The following is a 17,133-nucleotide window of genomic DNA, read 5'->3' as shown; positions in this document are numbered from 1 at the left end:
CGGCACCGGTCAGGCGCGCAGTCTTCTCTCAGGCGTATCGCCATCGGCGCATACCGTTTCGCGCAGTTCCCTTGCAGTTCACGTTGCAGTTCATAGTGCAGTTCCGCAGTAGCAGTTCATCACTCAACAGACCCTGGCTTCCCTGAGGAAACCCATCGTGACGTCTTCCGGATCGGCGCGCCCTGCCCGCCGCAACACTGCATTGCCCAACGCTCGCGCGGCCGACGCCGCCCAGCCCGCCGCTTCTGCCGCCTCGGCTACAACCGCCGCCAAGTCCACATCGGCCAAACGCGCCGGCAAACCCGCTCAGGCCGCTCACGCCGCCAAAGCCGGCAAGGCCGCCAAAACCTCCACGCCTGTCAAGACGGACAAGGCCGTGAAAGCAGTCAAGACGGGTAAGACGACGCAAGCCGCAGCCACCGTCAAGGCGCAGAAAACGGCCAAGGCCGGTTCCGCGAAGATCAAGGTCGTCGCCGAAGCGCCGCAAGCGCCCGCACTGCAGGCCGTGGCGGACGAATCGCCCGCGTCCGCAACCGCAGCCGCGCCGAGGGGCAATGGCCGCACGCGCGAGGACAAGGACCATCCGCTGTTTCAAGACATTCGCTATCTCGGGCGCCTGCTCGGCGACGTGCTGCGCGAACAGGAAGGCGACGCGGTGTTCGACGTCGTCGAAACGATCCGCCAGAACGCCGTGCGCTTTCGCCGCGAAGACGACAGCGCCGCCGCGCAAACGCTCGACAAGAAACTGCGCTCGCTGAGCCCTGAACAAACGGTCAGCGTGGTGCGCGCGTTCAGCTACTTCTCGCATCTCGCGAACATTGCCGAAGACCGCCACCGCAACCGCCGTCACCGGATTCACGCACTGGCCGGTTCGACCTCGCAGCCGGGCACGATTGCCCATGCGCTCGAACGGCTGGTCGAAGCCAACGCGGCCGCTACGCCGGTCCTGCAGCAGTTCTTCAACGACGCGCTGATCGTGCCGGTGCTCACCGCGCACCCGACCGAAGTGCAACGCAAGAGCATTCTCGACGCGCAGCACGACGTCGCGCGTCTACTCGCCGAACGCGATCAGCAGTTGACCGAGCGCGAACGCGCGCACAACGAGGCAATGCTGCGCGCCCGCGTCACGTCGCTGTGGCAAACGCGCATGTTGCGCGATTCGCGCCTCTCCGTGGCCGACGAAATCGAGAACGCGCTGTCGTACTACCGCGCCACTTTCCTCACTGAAATTCCGGCGCTCTACGCCGATATCGAAGAAGCGCTCACCGAGCACGGCATCGACGCGCGCCTGCCGCCGTTCTTCCAGATGGGCAGCTGGATCGGCGGCGACCGCGACGGCAATCCGAACGTCACGGCCGAGACGCTCGAAAACGCGATCACCCGCCAGGCCGCGGTGATCTTCGAGCACTACATGGAGCAGGTGCATAAGCTCGGCGCGGAGTTGTCGGTGTCGAACCTGCTGGCCGGCGCCAGCGAAGCCCTGAAGGAACTCGCCGCCGCCTCGCCCGACCAGTCGCCGCACCGCACCGACGAGCCGTATCGCCGCGCGTTGATCGGCATGTACACGCGGCTCGCCGCGAGCGCGCGCGTGCGCCTCGGCGAAGGCAGCGTGCCGGTGCGCAGCGCGGGCCGCGGCGCGGCGCCGATCCGTGCCAAGCCGTACGGCGACTCGTCCGAATTCGTGCGCGACCTGCACGTGCTGATCGATTCGCTCGCCGAGCATCATGGCGCGCCGCTCGCCGCACCGCGTCTGTCGCCGCTCGCGCGCGCCGCCGAAGTGTTCGGCTTCCATCTGGCGAGCATCGACTTGCGCCAGAGCTCCGACATTCACGAAGCGGTGATCGCCGAACTGCTCAAGCGCGCCGGCGTCGAGGACGACTACGCGGCGCTCACGGAAGAAGACAAGCTCAAGGTCCTGCTGGCCGAACTGGCGCAGCCGCGTTCGTTGCGCCTGCCGTACGCGGACTACTCCGACCTCGTGAAGAGCGAGCTCGGCGTGCTGGAGGAAGCGCGCATCACGCGTGAGAAATTCGGCGCGCGCGCGGTGCGCAACTACATCATCTCGCACACGGAGACCGTGAGCGATCTGGTCGAAGTGATGTTGCTGCAAAAGGAAACCGGCCTGCTGCGCGGACGTCTGGGCGATGCGAACGATCCGGCGCAAGCGGGCCTGATGGTGATCCCGCTGTTCGAGACGATCCCCGACTTGCGCAACGCGCCGCACATCATGCGCGACCTGATCGCGCTGCCGGGCGTCGACGCGCTGATAGAACATCAGGGCAACGAGCAGGAAGTCATGCTCGGCTATTCGGACAGCAACAAGGACGGCGGGTTCCTCACGTCGAACTGGGAGTTGTACCGCGCCGAACTCGCGCTGGTGTCGCTTTTCAACGAACGCGGCGTGACGCTACGTCTGTTCCATGGACGCGGAGGCACCGTGGGCCGTGGCGGCGGTCCGACTTATCAGGCGATTCTGTCGCAGCCGCCGGGCACCGTCGACGGCCAGATCCGTTTGACCGAGCAAGGCGAAGTGATCGCGAGCAAGTTCGGCAATCCGGAGATCGGCCGACGCAATCTGGAAACGGTGGTCGCCGCCACGCTCGAAGCATCCTTGCTGCCGCACGGCATTGCCCCGGCGCAACTGCCCGCCTTCGAAGAAACCATGCAGCAGTTGTCGGACGCGGCGATGGCGTCCTACCGTGCGCTGGTCTACGAAACGCCGGGCTTCAAGGAGTATTTCTTCGAGTCGACGCCGATCGCGGAGATCGCCGAGTTGAATATCGGCAGCCGTCCGGCCTCGCGCAAACTGCAGGACCCGAAGCAACGCAAGATCGAAGATCTGCGCGCGATTCCGTGGGGCTTCTCGTGGGGTCAATGCCGTTTGCTGCTGACAGGCTGGTACGGTTTCGGCAGCGCGGTGGCCGCGCATCTGGACAGCGCGCCGACCGACGCCGAACGCAAGAACCGTCTCGCGCTGCTGAAAAAAATGCACAAGACGTGGCCGTTCTTCGCCAACCTGCTGTCGAACATGGACATGGTTCTGGCAAAGACCGACCTCGCGGTCGCTTCGCGCTACGCCGCGCTCGTGTCCGACAAGAAGCTGCGCAAGCACGTGTTCGAGCGGATCGTCGCGGAATGGGAGCGCACGTCGAAGGTGTTGTCGGAGATTACGGGCAAGAACGAACGGCTCGCGGAGAACCCGCTGCTCGCGCGTTCGATCAAGAACCGCTTCCCGTATCTCGATCCGCTGAATCACTTGCAGGTGGAGTTGCTCAAGCGTCACCGCGCGGGCGACACCAACGCGCGCGTGCGGCGCGGGATTCATTTGAGCATCAACGGGATTGCGGCGGGGCTGCGCAATACGGGTTAAACACGCAAGCGGTTCACGGCGGCCAACTGAGCGCGCACATTGCGGCGCGCCTGGTCGGCTGCGGTATTTTGGCTAACCGCACAATCAGCCGGGCGCGACGCTGTTCGTCGCGCCCGGTTTTTTTCATTGCGCTTCGATCATCAACGCGTCGAGCTTGAATGAGCCGTCTTCCTGCACGTCGAAATATTGACGGACTTCGTCCGGCGAATTCGCCCACATCGAGCGGATCGCCACCACGCGCGGCTCCGGCGTGCGCATGCGTGCCACCCACGAGCTGAACTCGATATCGATGCGCCAACGCTCGCGAATCGACGCCTTGAACCCCGCCGCGGCAAATAACGCGAGCCACTCGTCGGCGCGGTAATCGCGGATATGCGAGCCGTCGCGCAGCAACTCGATGGCCTGAATATGCGTGTCGAGCAGCGGATGATCGATGCCGGCGATATCGATGAACAACACCTTGCCACCCGGCTTGAGCACACGCCGCACTTCGGCGAGCGCGGGCGGCACGTCGTGCCAGTGATGCGCGCTCATCCGGCTGATCACCCAGTCGAACGAATGATCGGCGAACGGCAGCACTTCGGCCGCGCCTTGCTGCGTGCGGATATTGGCAAGACCGCGCTCCTTCGCGGCGCCGTCCACCGTCGCCAGCATTTGCGGCGCGATGTCATAGGCGACCACTTCTCGCGCGTGCGGCGCGACCGCGAAGCTCGCATGGCCCGCGCCGCAACCCATGTCGAGCACCGTCGCATCCGGCGTCGCCGCGATCGATTCGGCCAGCGCGCGCAGATCGGCGCCGGTGGCATGGGTCGGGCTCGTCAAATAGGCGGCGGCGGTCGAGCCGAATGCGTCGGCGACCTGATCGTGATGCTTCATGGGAGGCTCCGGTTATGTATTTGGGGCACGCTGGAAGCGCGTGGCGCAGTTCCAGCCGCTACAATAGAGCCGGCCGTGTACCAGTACAAGTTAAGCAATTATTCTGGTATCGCCATTACCTCCCTCCCTTCGTCGACCTACCGCCCGCTCAGCATGACCACGCCGTCTTCCGCCGACAACCCGCCGCCGCTCGACGCCACCCCGGCCCGCGCGCTCGGCGACTTCATCCGCGCTCACCGTGAGCGGCTCTCGCCGCAAGCGGTCGGCTTGCCGCCGGGTCCGCGCCGCCGTACGCCAGGCTTACGGCGCGAGGAAGTCGCGCAACTGTGCGGCGTGAGTCCGACCTGGTACACGTGGATCGAACAGGGGCGCCCGGTCTCCGCTTCCGCCGACGCGCTCGCGCGCATCGCGGTCGCGTTGCAACTGTCGCGCGCCGAGCGGGCGTATCTGTTTGAACTGGCCGCCCAGCGCGACCCGGCGGAGCCCGATCCGGCCGCCGCCGACGCGCCCGCCACCCTGCTGGAAACCGTGCAGCTCGTGAGCGCGCCGGCCTATGTGCTCGACCGCCAATGGAATGCGCTCGCGTGGAACGAGCGTGCCACGGACCTGTTCGTCGGCTGGCTGGACGGCGCGCACGACCGCAATCTGCTGCGCTACACCTTCACGGAAGCGGCCGCGCGCGAGCTGATCGTCGATTGGGAAACACGCGCGCGGCGGCTTGCCGCCGAATTCCGCGCCGACTCGATCCGCCATCTGAACGACGCGCCCACCCGCGCGCTGATCGACTCGCTCACCGCCGCGAGCGACGCGTTCGCGCGCTTCTGGGCCTCGCAGGACGTGGGCGGCCGCGAAGGCGGACGGCGCGAGTTCAACCATCCGCGCGACGGCCGCATCGTGTATGACCAGATCACGTTCAAACCCGCGCATCGCGAAGATCTGAAGCTGGTGGTGCTGGTGCGCGAGTAGGCGACGGGAGACAGCCGCGGCGCACGGCGTCTTTAAGCCTCCCGGCCAGTGTTAAAATCCCTGTCTTTCCTCGCTTCGGCGTCACCTTTGCACGGCATGTGCATTCGCGTCGTCAGCCTCTTCACCGCTCGCTCAACTGCCGCTTAACTGCCCAACACCATGACGTCCCAACTGCACAAAAAAGGCGAAGCCTGGTCGGCTCGCTTCTCGGAGCCGATGTCGGAGCTCGTCAAACGCTACACGTCGTCGGTTTTCTTCGACAAGCGTCTGGCGCTCGTCGACATCGAAGGGTCGCTCGCGCACGCCTCGATGCTGGCCGCGCAAAAGATCATCGCCGCCGACGACCTCGCCGCGATCCAACGCGGCATGGCGCAGATCAAGGGCGAAATCGAGCGAGGCGAGTTCGAGTGGCAACTCGATCTGGAAGACGTCCACCTGAACATCGAAGCGCGCCTGACCGCGCTGATCGGCGACGCCGGCAAGCGCCTTCACACCGGCCGCTCGCGTAACGACCAGGTCGCGACGGATATCCGTTTGTGGCTGCGCGGCGAGATCGACCGGATCGGCGGCTTGCTGACCGAATTGCGCACCGCGCTGCTCGACATGGCGGAGAAGAACGCCTCGACCATCATGCCGGGCTTCACGCATTTGCAAGTGGCGCAGCCGGTCACGTTCGGGCATCACCTGCTCGCCTACGTCGAAATGTTCTCGCGCGACGCCGAGCGCATGATCGACTGCCGCAAACGTGTGAACCGTCTGCCGCTCGGCGCGGCCGCGCTCGCCGGCACCAGCTATCCGATCGACCGCCACGCGGTGGCGAAGACGCTGGGCTTCGACGGCATCTGCGCGAACTCGCTCGACGCCGTGTCCGACCGCGACTTCGCGATCGAATTCACGGCGGCCTCGGCGCTCGTCATGACGCACGTCTCGCGCTTCTCCGAAGAACTCGTGCTGTGGATGAGCCCGCGCGTCGGCTTTATCGATCTGGCGGACCGCTTCTGCACCGGCTCGTCGATCATGCCGCAGAAGAAGAACCCGGACGTGCCCGAACTCGCGCGCGGCAAGACCGGCCGCGTGAACGGCCATCTGATCGCCCTGCTCACGCTCATGAAAGGCCAGCCGCTCGCGTACAACAAGGACAATCAGGAAGACAAGGAGCCGCTGTTCGACACCGTCGATACGGTTGCGGATACGCTGCGCATCTTCGCTGAAATGGTCGCCGGTATTTCGGTGAAGCCGCAAGCGATGCGCGACGCCGCGCTGCAAGGCTTCTCCACGGCAACCGATCTGGCCGACTACCTGGTCAAGCGCGGCCTGCCGTTCCGCGACGCGCACGAAGCGGTGGCGTTGGCGGTGCGCGTCTGCGCGGATCGCGGCTGCGATCTGGCGGATCTGACGCTCGAGGAAATGCGCAAGGAGCTGCCGAATGTCGCGCATCTGATCGGCGAGGACGTGTTCTCGTATCTGACGCTGGAAGGTTCGGTGGCGAGCCGCAATCATCCGGGCGGCACGGCGCCGGAACAGGTGCTCGCGGCGGTGAAGGCGGCACGTGCGGCGCTGAAGTAAGCGGACGCACGGCGTGCGGTGAGCGCGCATTACGCGCTCATCTCATACTTGGCGCCTGCACGCAGCTTGCGGATAGAAAGGCGAACTCGTTGTCGGGTTCGCCTTTTGTTTTCGCGTCGCACGTACTTGCGCGAACCGCGCCGCACAAAGAAAAAGCCCGCGCGAAGCGGGCTAAATGAAAGACTTCCACCGATGCCTCTCGAAAGAGACCATCGAAGTGTAGGCGTGTTTTTCACCGTCAACCAATTCGCTCATATTTCAGCCTATTACAGACGGTTGGACCACATACAGCGGGCGAACGCTAATTGCTTCCTGGCGGATTTTGACTACCATCAAATCACGCCCTGTCCTTGCTGTTTCCCCGACCATGTTCACTCGCACGCGTCACCTTCGCCATTGCAACGAACGCGGCGTTTGCAGCGTCGGCGTAGGGCCCGCGCACGTGCGCGGCATGCTCCTCGTCGTCGGCCTGGTTATCGGCATGGGCATGGCGGGCTGCACCATCACACCGCCGCCGCGCGCGAGCGTACCGACGCCCGCTGCCGCCATCAGCAGCGCGACGCTCGATCAGTACCGCGATGCCGTGGCCAAACGCATCCTCGAACGCAATCCGTCTTATGTGCTGCGCGGCACGCCGCAAGCGATGCTGCGCTCGCTGGTTGTGGTCTCGTTCACGGTGGATAGCAATGGCCGTGTGCTGGAGTCGTCGGTGTATCGCACCAACGGCGACGACGAAGCCGAAAGCACCGCGCTCGCCAGCTTGCGGCGCGCCGCGCCGCTGCCGCAGCCGCCCGGCAAATTGCTGAACGGCCGTGGCCAGCTCGAGCTATTCGAAGACTGGCTGTTCAACGACAACGGCAAGTTCCAGCTTCGCGAGTTCGCCTCGCCGCAAGCGCAGACCATCGATTGAGCGCGCTTCGTTTCGCGCAAAGCGCGAGGCAAACCTGGCGCCGCCTTGCTGCGTCGCGGCCGCGCTCGCTATAATTTTTCGATTCCCTGCGCCGGAGCCTTCCGGCATGGCTCACGCCACCTGCTCACCCGCGGGCGCGGCATGAGCCCGATTGCAGCGCCGCCGCGCCATCCGCGAGCGCCGCCTGCTTGATGCATGAAGCGGCCCGCCGTTGCCCTGATCCCAAAACATCACGGCTTCGCGCCGCGCCGGCCGCTGCGCCTTACCTCGCACGCCGCAAGCGTAAGCCTCCCGCCTGGTTATTGCCCTGGTATGGCCGCTTTCGCGGGCGAACTTCGCCGGCTGCCGTTGTAAGCTGTTGCTTCGTTGTTTGCGTCGCCGGCGTCCCACGAGCCGCCACCGGCCCGCCGACAAAGCGAAACGCACGAATTTGAACAAAGATGCCGTCTCCACACGCACCACCGGCTCACGAACCGGGCGCCCGGCGGCATCACGACATTTGGAGACCCTGCATGTCCACTTCGCCGATTTCCGCGGCCCAGCCCAATGCGGCCGGGCAGAACAAGAGTTCGCGGATCATCTTCGCGAGCTTTATCGGCACCGCGATCGAGTTCTACGATTTCTATGTCTATGCGACCGCCGCGGCGCTCGTCATCGGACCGGTGTTTTTCCCGCATGGCTCGGCGACGGCGCAGGCCTTGTCGGCCTTCGTCACGTTCGGCATCGCCTTCGTGGCGCGGCCGATCGGCTCATTCCTGTTCGGCCACTTCGGCGACCGGATCGGCCGTAAATCGACGCTGGTGGCGTCGCTGCTGGTGATGGGCGTGTCCACCACGCTGATCGGTTTCGTGCCGGGCTACGACTCGATCGGCAGCCTCGCGCCGGTCCTGTTGTGCATCTTGCGCTTCGGCCAGGGCATCGGCCTCGGCGGCGAATGGGGCGGCGCCGCGCTGCTCGCCACCGAGAACGCGCCGGCCGGCAAACGCGGCTGGTTCGGCATGTTCCCGCAACTCGGGCCGTCGATCGGCTTTCTGGCGTCCAACGGCCTGTTCTTCGCGCTGGCGCTTTCGTTGAGCGACGAGCAATTTCGTAGCTGGGGCTGGCGGGTGCCGTTCCTCGTGAGCGCGGTGCTGGTCGCGCTCGGTTTGTACGTGCGCCTGAAAATCGCCGAGACGCCGGCGTTCCAGGCGGCGATCGAACGTCAGGAACGCGTGAAGGTGCCGATCGCCACGCTGCTGTCGCAGCACTGGGTGCCGACCCTGCTCGGCGCGCTCGCGATGGTGGTCTGCTACACGCTGTTCTACAACGCCACCACGTTTTCGCTGTCGTACGGCGTCTCCGTGTTGCATATTCCGCGGCCGACTTTCCTCGGACTGCTGTGCATCGCCGTCGTGTTCATGGCGCTCGCCACGCCGCTGTCGGCGTGGGCCGCCGACCGCTATGGGCGCAAGCCGGTGCTGATGGTCGGCATCATCGCGGCGATCCTGTCGGGCTTCACGATGGCGCCGCTGCTCGGCAGCGGACAGACGTCGCTGGTGCTGCTGTTCCTCGTCATCGAACTGTTCCTGATGGGCGTGACCTTCGCGCCGATGGGCGCGCTGCTGCCGGAATTGTTCCCCACCAACGTGCGCTATACCGGTGCCGGTGTGTCGTACAACCTCGGTGGGATTCTCGGCGCCTCCGTTGCGCCGTATATCGCGCAGATGCTCGCCGCGCGCGGCGGGCTGCCGTGGGTGGGCGCGTATGTATCGATCGCCGCGGCCGTCAGCATGATCGGCGTGCTGTGCATGCGTGAAACGCGCGATACGCAGTTGATGTAACGAAAGGCGCCGACCCCGGCGCCTTTTCTCTTCGCTCTTCGCTCGATGCCTATGCCGCCCGGCGCGATTCTCACGTCGCGGCGGCAGAGGTCACCTCCCCGCCGCTTCACGCCCTGCGCTTGCCGAGCATTCCTGAGTAAATCCCCTGCCTTGCACGTCTTTTTGACATGCCTATACTCGATTTAAATAACCCTTCAAATAGCGGGGAGGCAGGGATGAACATTCATCTTCACAACGCGGACATTGTGATGATCATTGCGCTGGCGCTGCTCTGTTCGCTATTGCTTGCATTGCGCTTTCGTCCGGCGACATGGAAAGGCATCGTGGTGGAAGCGCTGGCGGCGAATGCCGCTGCCATCGCAGCGGTCATCGCGTTCGAAATGCTGGTGGCCTGACGCGGACGGGTGTCGCAGCGCCATTGCAGACGCCGCGGCCTCAGTCGGTTGGATTACCGGTAGTAGTAGCCGCCGTGGTGGTAATAGCCACCGCCGCCGTAGTAGCCCGGCGCGGGCGCGACGATACAACCACCAAGTGCCGTTGCGAGCAGCGTGCCTGCGATCAGGCTGAGGATCAAGCGTTTCATCGTTATTCTCCATCGAGTCAGATTCATTCGAGCCGAAACCCCGAATGACTCGATTGAACACGACGGCGCCTTGCGCGAGCGTTGCGATTTGTAAGGGAAGATCACCAAGGTGTTACATGATCGACGCGCGCAACACACTGCGCTTCAGGCGCGATCATGCCGAATTCACATCCGAGGAAGACACCGCCTATACTGGTTTGAACGTGCCGGTCCGGCGCGTGCCTTACTGGCGGCGCATACGCGGTGCAAGGTGAATCCGCCGGACAACCTGCCTACGAATGCATGCTGCGCGCAGTCGCCTTATGACGGCGCGAAAAAATGCGTGGATAGCCAACCAGGCACTCAACGAAAAGCGACAGATTTAACAGGCGTGTAATGCGCGGCGCCTGTTTGAATCGGCGGCTATGGGGAAGCCGATGTGCTGCACGAAACCGTGCGGACATTCGCACCCTATCCCGCAGATGATCAGAAGTGAAACCCGGCCGGTCGCCAAGGCGGCGGTCGTCGCTTCGACACCGGGCGTGTCCGAGATGCCACCGCTCGGTGCGTGGTCCAGTATGTTGATTGCAACGATTCCTCTCCGCCCGCTGTTCCCCGACACGGGCGTTTTCGGAGGCGTTACGAGGCAGCGCTCAGTGGTTTGAGCGGACTGCGCGTCGCGCCTCTTTTCTTTTCAAGCAAACGATTGCGCAAGACTTCGGGACGCCGCGTTCAGACGGCAGTGGAGCCGTGCTGCACCGTGACGTCGTGCGCCTCGGTGTGAACGTAGTCGATCGCCTCGAGCGCGGCGCTGATGGGCGGCACCGACTGGCCGTCGCCGATGGAAATGGAGCGGTATGGCGATTCAATGCCGTAATGCGACGGCGGGGTCGCCACGAAGATCATGACGGTGCGCTTCTGCAGCGCGTGCGCAAGATGGACGAAGCCCGTGTCGGTGCCGACCACGAGCGAGCACGCGTCGATCATCTGCGCGATTTCGGTCACGCTCATTTTCGGCAGGACGGTTGCGCCCGGCAATTGCGATGCGATCTGCTCCGCTTCGAGCCGCTCGCCTTCCGAGCCCCACGGCAGCACCAGTTGAAAACCGCGCTGCGCGAGTTCGCGGCCGATCGCCACCCAATGGCCCACCGGCCACTTCTTGTCGTCTTTCGAGGTGGCGTGAAAGAACGCCGCGACCGGTGCGCCGTTCGACTCGAACGGGAGACTGGCGGGCTCCGGCAAGCGCAGATTGAACACCGCCGGGCCTTCTATCTCGTAGCCCAGTGCCTCGCCCGCGCTGATACGCATGCCATGCCACGCATTGCATTTCGGACGCGGGCCGAATCGCCCGGTATAAGCGAAGGCCGCGCCCCGCTCGCCGAGATCCGGAGCCAGGTAGCCGATACGCCGCGACGAGCGCGCCAGAAACGCAATGATCGCGCTCTTGTACACGCCTTGAATGTCGAGGATGAAATCGTAGCGATAGGCACGCAATTCAGCGATCGACGCCCAGATCGATTTGAAATCGGCCCAGCGGCGCGCTTTCTTGAAGCGGCGCAGCGGCGCGCACAGCACGCGGTCCACGTTCTCGCTCCAGTGCACGACTTCGGCGAATGCTTCGTCGGCGGCCCAATCCACCTGAACGCCGGGAAACGCGCGCTTGATATCGGCGACCACTGGCAGGGCCTGCACGATATCACCAAGCGAAGTGACCTTGACGATAAGGACTCGCTTCATTGAGGACCTATGAGTTGTTCGAACATCAAAGCATTTTAGCCGACCAAACCGATAATCTTTGCCGAATCGCGCAGCGCGCCGTTCGGTCATTAATACAGGGGTTGTTCCAACGGCTTACACGCCGCCCTTTTACATCATTTCAAAATACTTTCATACGGATTTACGGGGCCGGCGCGCCTTATACTTCTGCCTTTGCGCCCCCCGTACACTCATGTCCCGGTCCATTCCGATCCGATCTTCCGCCGTCGTTCGACGCGCGCGGCGACTGTGGCGCCAATACGGCGTCTTCTGGCTTGGCGCGATCGCAGTCGGGCTAACCGCGGTGCTGTACGCGAGACTGATCGACTGGGGTTACAACGAATTTCGCACCGTGCAGCAACAGCATGTGTGGGCGCCGCTGATCATCACCCCCGCGGTCACGGCACTCGCCGTCTGGCTCACCCGCAAGTTCTTCCGCGGCGCCGAAGGCAGCGGCATTCCGCAGGTCATCGCCACGCTTCATTCCCGGACGAGCGCATACGGTTCGCGGCTGCTGACCTTCCGGATTCTGTTCGGCAAGATCGCCGTGTCGTTTCTGGCGATTCTCGGCGGTCTCACCATCGGCCGCGAGGGGCCGACCGTGCAGGTCGGCGCCGCCTTGATGTTCAATCTGCGGCGGCTGTATCCCCGCTCGAACGCGCTGATCGAACGGCAACTCGTGCTGGCCGGCGCGGCAGCGGGCTTGTCCGCGGCGTTCAATACGCCGCTTGCCGGCATCGTGTTCGCGATCGAGGAATTGACGCGCAGCTTCGAAGCGCGCGCAAGCGGCGTGCTGATTACCGCGATCATCATCGCCGGCGTGATCGCGCTCGGCCTGAATGGCAACTACACGTATTTCGGGACGATCCAGATCGGTGCGCACTTTCCCAACGTGCTGGCGCTGGCGGTGCTGCTCACGGCGGTCGTCACCGGCCTCGCTGGCGGTCTGTTCGGCTGGCTGCTGCTGAATACCGCGCGCTGGATTCCGGCGCCGCTGCGTCAATTGCATAGCGAGCGGCCGGTCGCGTTCGCCGCGCTGTGCGGTTTCGTGATCGCGGGGGTCGGCCTGATTTCGGGCGGCACGACCTTCGGCAGCGGCTACGCCGAAGCGCGCGGCTTGCTCGACGGCCACGCGCAGTTGTCGGTGTTTTATCCGTTCCTGAAGATGATTTCGATGGTCGGTTCTTATTTGCCGGGCATCCCGGGCGGCATCTTCGCGCCGTCGCTATCGATCGGCGCGGGCTTCGGCGATCTGCTGCACCGGGTGTTCCAATCGATGGATCTGCCGATGCTGATCGCCCTCGGCATGGTCGGCTATCTGGCCGCCGTCACGCAGTCGCCGATTACATCGTTCGTGATCGTGATGGAGATGATCAACGGCCACGCATTGGTGATCTCGCTGATGGCCACCGCATTGATTTCGAGCCGCGTATCGCGCCTCCTTACGCCGCCGCTGTATGAGTCGCTGGCCGCGCGCTATACGACCCCGTTGCCGCAACCCGCGCCCGCACCGACGCCGGAAGTGCCCGAGGTCGAGGCGCCCGTCCCGGCCTCGGAGAACGTCGACGGTGAGCCGCTCGCCGACGCCCCCAACGGCAACGCACCACGTCAGTAGACGACGACGGCCGGCGCTCGCAGATACACCGGCCGCGCCGGCACGACGACGCAGCCGGCCAGCATGACCGCCAGCACGGCGATCAGAAGCAGATTCTTTTTCATCACATGGTTTCCTGAAGCACGCGCAGACGAGCGCCACGCAGAATGCGTGCGCGGCGTATGCATGTGTCTGTGCCTGTCGAAATGGAAGCAGCGGCACGCACAGCATTCACCGTGTCGTGCCGCGCATTGCCAACGCTCGTGGCGTTACGCCCAGTGGCCTTCAACCCAGTGATAATTCGGGCCGTGCGCGACCCAGTGTCCCGGCACCCAGTGATAGCCGACACGCTCGGCTTGCCAGTGACCGCCGATCCACACATAGCGGCCATGATCCCAGCGCCAGTGACCGCGATCCCACACGTAGCCGACGCGCGACGCGGGCACCGCTTCGTAGCGCACCGGCGGCGGCGCGGACGGCGCGATCACGACGACTTCCGCGGCCGAAGCCGATGCCACGGCAGCTGCGCCGGCGGCGAGCAATACGGTGTTGGCAAGCAGCAAACGCAAGGTCTTGTTCATGTTATCCCTCTGTAGATGGACACCGAAGGCGGCGTTATCCGTTTAATGCGCGAGGGGACGCAGCGGCTGACCGTGGACGTGTAACGCCACACGCTGAAGTGCAACGGATTATTTCGACGTGCAGCCGACGCGCGCGAGAAAGCCCATTCAACCAGACACGAGCACGCACACAGAGGAAGGTGGGAACAACGAAAAACGAAGCGGCACAACAGTGCGGCGCACTCGCGCGCCGCCCCGCATCACGTCATCTCGACGCAACGCGGCGAAGCGCGCAGCACGTCATATGAAACCGGCCGCGAGAGGACGCAGACCCTGGACGATCAGGCCTGCGGTATTTCGATCTTGACCTCGAGCACTTCGAGATCGTCCTGACGTTCGAGGCTCACGCGAATATCGTCATGGGAAATCTTCACGTACTTCGAGATCACGGCCACCAGTTCGCGTTGCAACGCAGGCAGATAATCGGCAGGCGCATGGCCGCCGGCGCGCTCATGCGCGATGATCAACTGCAGGCGCTCCTTCGCTACCGATGCGGACTTCTTCTTCTCGCCCAGCAAAAACGAAAGAATCGACATTACGTGCGCTCCCCTTACTTGGTGCCGAAGAGGCGCTGCAGCAGCCCGGGCTTCTGGTAGTCGGTAAAGCGAAGCGACTTCTGCTCGCCGAGGAAACGCGACACGACGTCTTTGTAGGCTTCGGCCACATCGGTGCCGTCCAGATGCACCGCCGGCAAGCCCTGATTCGACGCATGCAGCACCGCTTCCGATTCCGGAATCACGCCGATCAGGTCGATGCGCAGAATTTCCTGGATATCGGTCAGCGACAGCATTTCGCCTTCGCTGACGCGCTTCGGGTTGTAGCGGGTGATGAGCAGATGTTCCTTGATCGGCTCCTTGCCTTCGATCGCGCGCTTGGTCTTCGACGACAGAATGCCGAGGATGCGGTCCGAGTCGCGCACCGACGAGACTTCCGGATTCGTCACGATCAGCGCTTCGTCGGCGAAATGCATGGCGAGCAGCGCGCCCGATTCGATACCGGCCGGCGAATCGCACACGATGTATTCGAAGTCCATCGCGATCAGATCGTTGATGACCTTCTCGACGCCTTCCATGGTCAGCGCGTCTTTATCGCGGGTTTGCGAGGCCGGCAGGATGAACAGGTTCTCGCACTTCTTGTCCTTGATGAGCGCCTGGTTCAGATTGGCTTCGCCCTGGATCACGTTGATCAGGTCGTACACCACGCGGCGTTCACAACCCATGATGAGGTCGAGGTTACGCAGGCCGACGTCGAAGTCGATCACGGCGGTTTTGCTGCCACGCAGAGCGAGGGCCGATGCAAAACTCGCGCTCGTGGTCGTCTTGCCCACGCCACCCTTGCCCGAAGTCACCACAATGATTTTTGCCATTACCCTTACCTTGTGTTCGTCAAATGCGTCAATTATGTGCGGCCATATTTGCCGTGAAACGCCGCGTGCATCGGGTTGATCGACGCAGCGCGCTTCGCGTCGCTTAGGTAAGCCGCAGCGGTTCGATCATCAACTTTTCTTCTTCGAGCCAGATCTGCACGGGCTTGCCGAGCACGTCGGCCGGCAGCGGGTTCTCAGTCGTTCGATAGATGCCCGCGATCGAGATGAGTTCCGGCTCGAGACACGTGCAGAAAATGCGCGCGTCGTGATTGCCCTGCACGCCGGCCAATGCCCGGCCGCGCAGCGGCGCGTAAATATGGATGTTGCCTTCCGCGATCACTTCCGCGCCGTAGCTCACGAGGCCGAGCACGACCAGGTCGCCCTTGGCGTAAATGCGCTGACCGGAGCGCAACGGCTTGTCGACCACCATGGTTTGCGACGAGGTGGCCAGACGCACAGGCTCCGCGGCGGGAGCCGGCTCGACGGCTGCGGCCGTGGCCGGCGTGCCGTTTTCCGGTGTGCCGGCGGCGAGCTCGAACAGATCGGAAGGCGGCGTGGCCGTCGCGGCGGTGACTGCCGGCGCTGTAGCGGCGGCATTGGCGCTGTCTTCGTCCGCGGATTTGGCGGCGTTCGTGGCGCCACGGCGGTCGCGGGCTTCGAGCAGCGGCAACTGCGACTCGGCCGCCCACGTCTGCTGCGGGTTGGCGACCACGCCAACGGGGCGCATGCGCACGCTGTCGAGCAATTGCGCGATGTCGGCGAGCGGCACGCGTTCGTTCTCGGCGAGACGGCGCACGTCGATGGCGACGACGTCGTTAGCGAAAAACTCCGGGGTCGCCTCGAAGCGCCGGGTCAGTTCGGCACGCATGGCGTCGAGGTCGGTTGTCTTGACCACGAACAGGAGCGTGTCGACAGAGCCGCTGCGAAGTTCGAAAAAGGGCGATTTCTTGGGCGACATAGCGTTCGGCAAAAAATTTTGCGTATTTTACAGGCGTCGACGCGCGCGGCCAGCTTTTTTGCCGGGAGAACGGGCCGCCGCGATCACGACGCGGCCCAACGCAGGCAACGCGACGGCCTCGCCGTGGCCATTCGGGCCGCGCGTCGCGCCGATGATCCGGCGACAGACGCTGAAGAGACGCGGAAGGGAATCGAGCGGCAGACTGTTGCGCCGCTCGCGAGATCACTGCTGAAACACCTGAGACGTGCTCGGCACGTGGCGCACCAGCAGGCTTTCGGCCTGGTCCGGCGCGCGCGTGACGCGACGGTGCTCGCCGGTCGGACCGAAGCCGAGCGCCTCGTAAAAGCGCATGGCATTGCGATTGGCGTCGGCGACCCACGCGTAGATTTCCGTGGCGCCTTCGTTCGCGAGCCAGGCGGCCGCCGAATCGACCAGCAACTCGCCGCCCCGCAGATGACGCACGGCCGGCGCCACCCACAGTTCGCAAACGAATGCGCGGCGCGCCGCGCTGTCGTCGAAGTACGCTTCGATCAGTCCCGCCGGATGGCCCTCGGTGTAGAGGATGAACGTGGTGAAGGTGAAGGAAACCGCATGATCCGCGGCGGTGGCGTCGAAACTGGCGGCGTCAGCCGACAACGCGTCCTCGAGCGTGGCGCCGAAGGCATACGGTGCCTCCCGCAGCGACGCAGTACGGAGTTCGCGGAAAACAGCGCCCTGATCAGCGGCGATACGGCGAACGGTCAATGACGGACTCATGCAGACGAAAACCC

General features: G+C 64.3%; 15 protein-coding genes. 7 read left to right on the top strand and 8 right to left on the bottom strand.

Annotated features, from left to right (window positions below; genetic code table 11):
* Positions 1 to 157 precede the first annotated feature (157 nt).
* Positions 158 to 3,370: a phosphoenolpyruvate carboxylase gene (ppc, locus tag ACFSNN_RS16550; RefSeq protein ID WP_134456817.1), complete on the top strand. Its 3,213-nt coding sequence runs from the start codon at positions 158 to 160 to the stop codon at positions 3,368 to 3,370.
* Between the two features lie 123 nt (positions 3,371 to 3,493).
* Here ppc and ACFSNN_RS16545 read toward each other — a convergent pair whose 3' ends face one another.
* A complete protein-coding gene (locus ACFSNN_RS16545; protein WP_134456818.1) occupies positions 3,494 to 4,246 on the bottom strand; it encodes a class I SAM-dependent methyltransferase in 753 nt (250 codons plus the stop codon).
* A gap of 153 nt (positions 4,247 to 4,399) precedes the next feature.
* On the opposite strand from ACFSNN_RS16545, the gene ACFSNN_RS16540 reads away from it, so the two are divergent.
* The 5 genes from ACFSNN_RS16540 to ACFSNN_RS16520 all read left to right on the top strand — a co-directional run bounded on the left by ACFSNN_RS16540 (position 4,400) and on the right by ACFSNN_RS16520 (position 9,903).
* Positions 4,400 to 5,212 carry a helix-turn-helix transcriptional regulator gene (locus ACFSNN_RS16540; RefSeq protein WP_134458950.1) on the top strand — a complete coding sequence of 271 codons (813 nt, stop codon included), beginning with the start codon at positions 4,400 to 4,402 and terminating at the stop codon, positions 5,210 to 5,212.
* A gap of 159 nt (positions 5,213 to 5,371) precedes the next feature.
* Positions 5,372 to 6,778 carry an argininosuccinate lyase gene (gene argH, locus ACFSNN_RS16535; RefSeq protein ID WP_012432112.1) on the top strand — a complete coding sequence of 469 codons (1,407 nt, stop codon included), beginning with the start codon at positions 5,372 to 5,374 and terminating at the stop codon, positions 6,776 to 6,778.
* A 451-nt stretch (positions 6,779 to 7,229) separates the two neighbouring features.
* Positions 7,230 to 7,688, top strand: coding sequence for an energy transducer TonB family protein (locus tag ACFSNN_RS16530; protein ID WP_244322762.1), 459 nt, complete (start codon positions 7,230 to 7,232; stop codon positions 7,686 to 7,688).
* 512 nt (positions 7,689 to 8,200) lie between these two features.
* On the top strand, positions 8,201 to 9,508 hold the full coding sequence (locus ACFSNN_RS16525) for an MFS transporter (protein ID WP_134456820.1): 1,308 nt from the start codon (positions 8,201 to 8,203) through the stop codon (positions 9,506 to 9,508).
* A gap of 215 nt (positions 9,509 to 9,723) precedes the next feature.
* Entirely contained in the window at positions 9,724 to 9,903 is a 180-nt protein-coding gene (locus tag ACFSNN_RS16520; RefSeq protein WP_134456821.1) for a hypothetical protein, read from the top strand.
* Positions 9,904 to 9,956: 53 nt separating this feature from the next.
* Here the strand turns inward: ACFSNN_RS16520 and ACFSNN_RS16515 are convergent, their stop codons facing one another.
* On the bottom strand, positions 9,957 to 10,091 hold the full coding sequence (locus ACFSNN_RS16515; RefSeq protein ID WP_012432108.1) for a hypothetical protein: 135 nt from the start codon (positions 10,089 to 10,091) through the stop codon (positions 9,957 to 9,959).
* Between the two features lie 711 nt (positions 10,092 to 10,802).
* Positions 10,803 to 11,807, bottom strand: a complete 1,005-nt coding sequence (gene waaC, locus ACFSNN_RS16510) for a lipopolysaccharide heptosyltransferase I (protein ID WP_134456822.1) — start codon at positions 11,805 to 11,807, stop codon at positions 10,803 to 10,805.
* 211 nt (positions 11,808 to 12,018) lie between these two features.
* On the opposite strand from waaC, the gene ACFSNN_RS16505 reads away from it, so the two are divergent.
* Positions 12,019 to 13,440, top strand: coding sequence for a chloride channel protein (locus ACFSNN_RS16505; protein WP_134456823.1), 1,422 nt, complete (start codon positions 12,019 to 12,021; stop codon positions 13,438 to 13,440).
* 248 nt (positions 13,441 to 13,688) lie between these two features.
* Here ACFSNN_RS16505 and ACFSNN_RS16500 read toward each other — a convergent pair whose 3' ends face one another.
* From ACFSNN_RS16500 to ACFSNN_RS16480, 5 genes are all read right to left on the bottom strand, one after another.
* Positions 13,689 to 14,000: a YXWGXW repeat-containing protein gene (locus ACFSNN_RS16500; protein WP_134456824.1), complete on the bottom strand. Its 312-nt coding sequence runs from the start codon at positions 13,998 to 14,000 to the stop codon at positions 13,689 to 13,691.
* 320 nt (positions 14,001 to 14,320) lie between these two features.
* Positions 14,321 to 14,575: a cell division topological specificity factor MinE gene (gene minE, locus ACFSNN_RS16495; RefSeq protein WP_012432104.1), complete on the bottom strand. Its 255-nt coding sequence runs from the start codon at positions 14,573 to 14,575 to the stop codon at positions 14,321 to 14,323.
* Positions 14,576 to 14,589: 14 nt separating this feature from the next.
* Positions 14,590 to 15,405 (bottom strand): septum site-determining protein MinD, encoded by an 816-nt coding sequence (gene minD, locus ACFSNN_RS16490; protein ID WP_007175863.1) that lies wholly within the window; start codon positions 15,403 to 15,405, stop codon positions 14,590 to 14,592.
* A gap of 103 nt (positions 15,406 to 15,508) precedes the next feature.
* The gene (minC, locus tag ACFSNN_RS16485; RefSeq protein WP_134456825.1) at positions 15,509 to 16,363 is read right to left on the bottom strand and encodes a septum site-determining protein MinC; all 855 of its coding nucleotides are present in this window, start codon (positions 16,361 to 16,363) and stop codon (positions 15,509 to 15,511) included.
* A 222-nt stretch (positions 16,364 to 16,585) separates the two neighbouring features.
* Positions 16,586 to 17,119, bottom strand: coding sequence for a GNAT family N-acetyltransferase (locus ACFSNN_RS16480; protein WP_134456826.1), 534 nt, complete (start codon positions 17,117 to 17,119; stop codon positions 16,586 to 16,588).
* Positions 17,120 to 17,133: the final 14 nt, after the last annotated feature.

Origin of the sequence: Paraburkholderia dipogonis (assembly GCF_042680985.1) — a bacterium.
In the GTDB taxonomy this organism is placed as follows: domain Bacteria; phylum Pseudomonadota; class Gammaproteobacteria; order Burkholderiales; family Burkholderiaceae; genus Paraburkholderia; species Paraburkholderia phytofirmans.
This window is presented reverse-complemented; position numbering and strand designations above follow the sequence as displayed.

Coding starts and splice junctions, on each gene's coding strand:
- ACFSNN_RS16545 (WP_134456818.1), bottom strand. CDS start 4,246: ATGAAGCATCACGATCAGGTCGCCGACGCATTCGGCTCGACCGCCGCC.
- ACFSNN_RS16540 (WP_134458950.1), top strand. CDS start 4,400: ATGACCACGCCGTCTTCCGCCGACAACCCGCCGCCGCTCGACGCCACC.
- argH (WP_012432112.1), top strand. CDS start 5,372: ATGACGTCCCAACTGCACAAAAAAGGCGAAGCCTGGTCGGCTCGCTTC.
- ACFSNN_RS16530 (WP_244322762.1), top strand. CDS start 7,230: ATGCTCCTCGTCGTCGGCCTGGTTATCGGCATGGGCATGGCGGGCTGC.
- ACFSNN_RS16525 (WP_134456820.1), top strand. CDS start 8,201: ATGTCCACTTCGCCGATTTCCGCGGCCCAGCCCAATGCGGCCGGGCAG.
- ACFSNN_RS16520 (WP_134456821.1), top strand. CDS start 9,724: ATGAACATTCATCTTCACAACGCGGACATTGTGATGATCATTGCGCTG.
- ACFSNN_RS16515 (WP_012432108.1), bottom strand. CDS start 10,091: ATGAAACGCTTGATCCTCAGCCTGATCGCAGGCACGCTGCTCGCAACG.
- waaC (WP_134456822.1), bottom strand. CDS start 11,807: ATGAAGCGAGTCCTTATCGTCAAGGTCACTTCGCTTGGTGATATCGTG.
- ACFSNN_RS16505 (WP_134456823.1), top strand. CDS start 12,019: ATGTCCCGGTCCATTCCGATCCGATCTTCCGCCGTCGTTCGACGCGCG.
- ACFSNN_RS16500 (WP_134456824.1), bottom strand. CDS start 14,000: ATGAACAAGACCTTGCGTTTGCTGCTTGCCAACACCGTATTGCTCGCC.
- minE (WP_012432104.1), bottom strand. CDS start 14,575: ATGTCGATTCTTTCGTTTTTGCTGGGCGAGAAGAAGAAGTCCGCATCG.
- minD (WP_007175863.1), bottom strand. CDS start 15,405: ATGGCAAAAATCATTGTGGTGACTTCGGGCAAGGGTGGCGTGGGCAAG.
- minC (WP_134456825.1), bottom strand. CDS start 16,363: ATGTCGCCCAAGAAATCGCCCTTTTTCGAACTTCGCAGCGGCTCTGTC.
- ACFSNN_RS16480 (WP_134456826.1), bottom strand. CDS start 17,119: ATGAGTCCGTCATTGACCGTTCGCCGTATCGCCGCTGATCAGGGCGCT.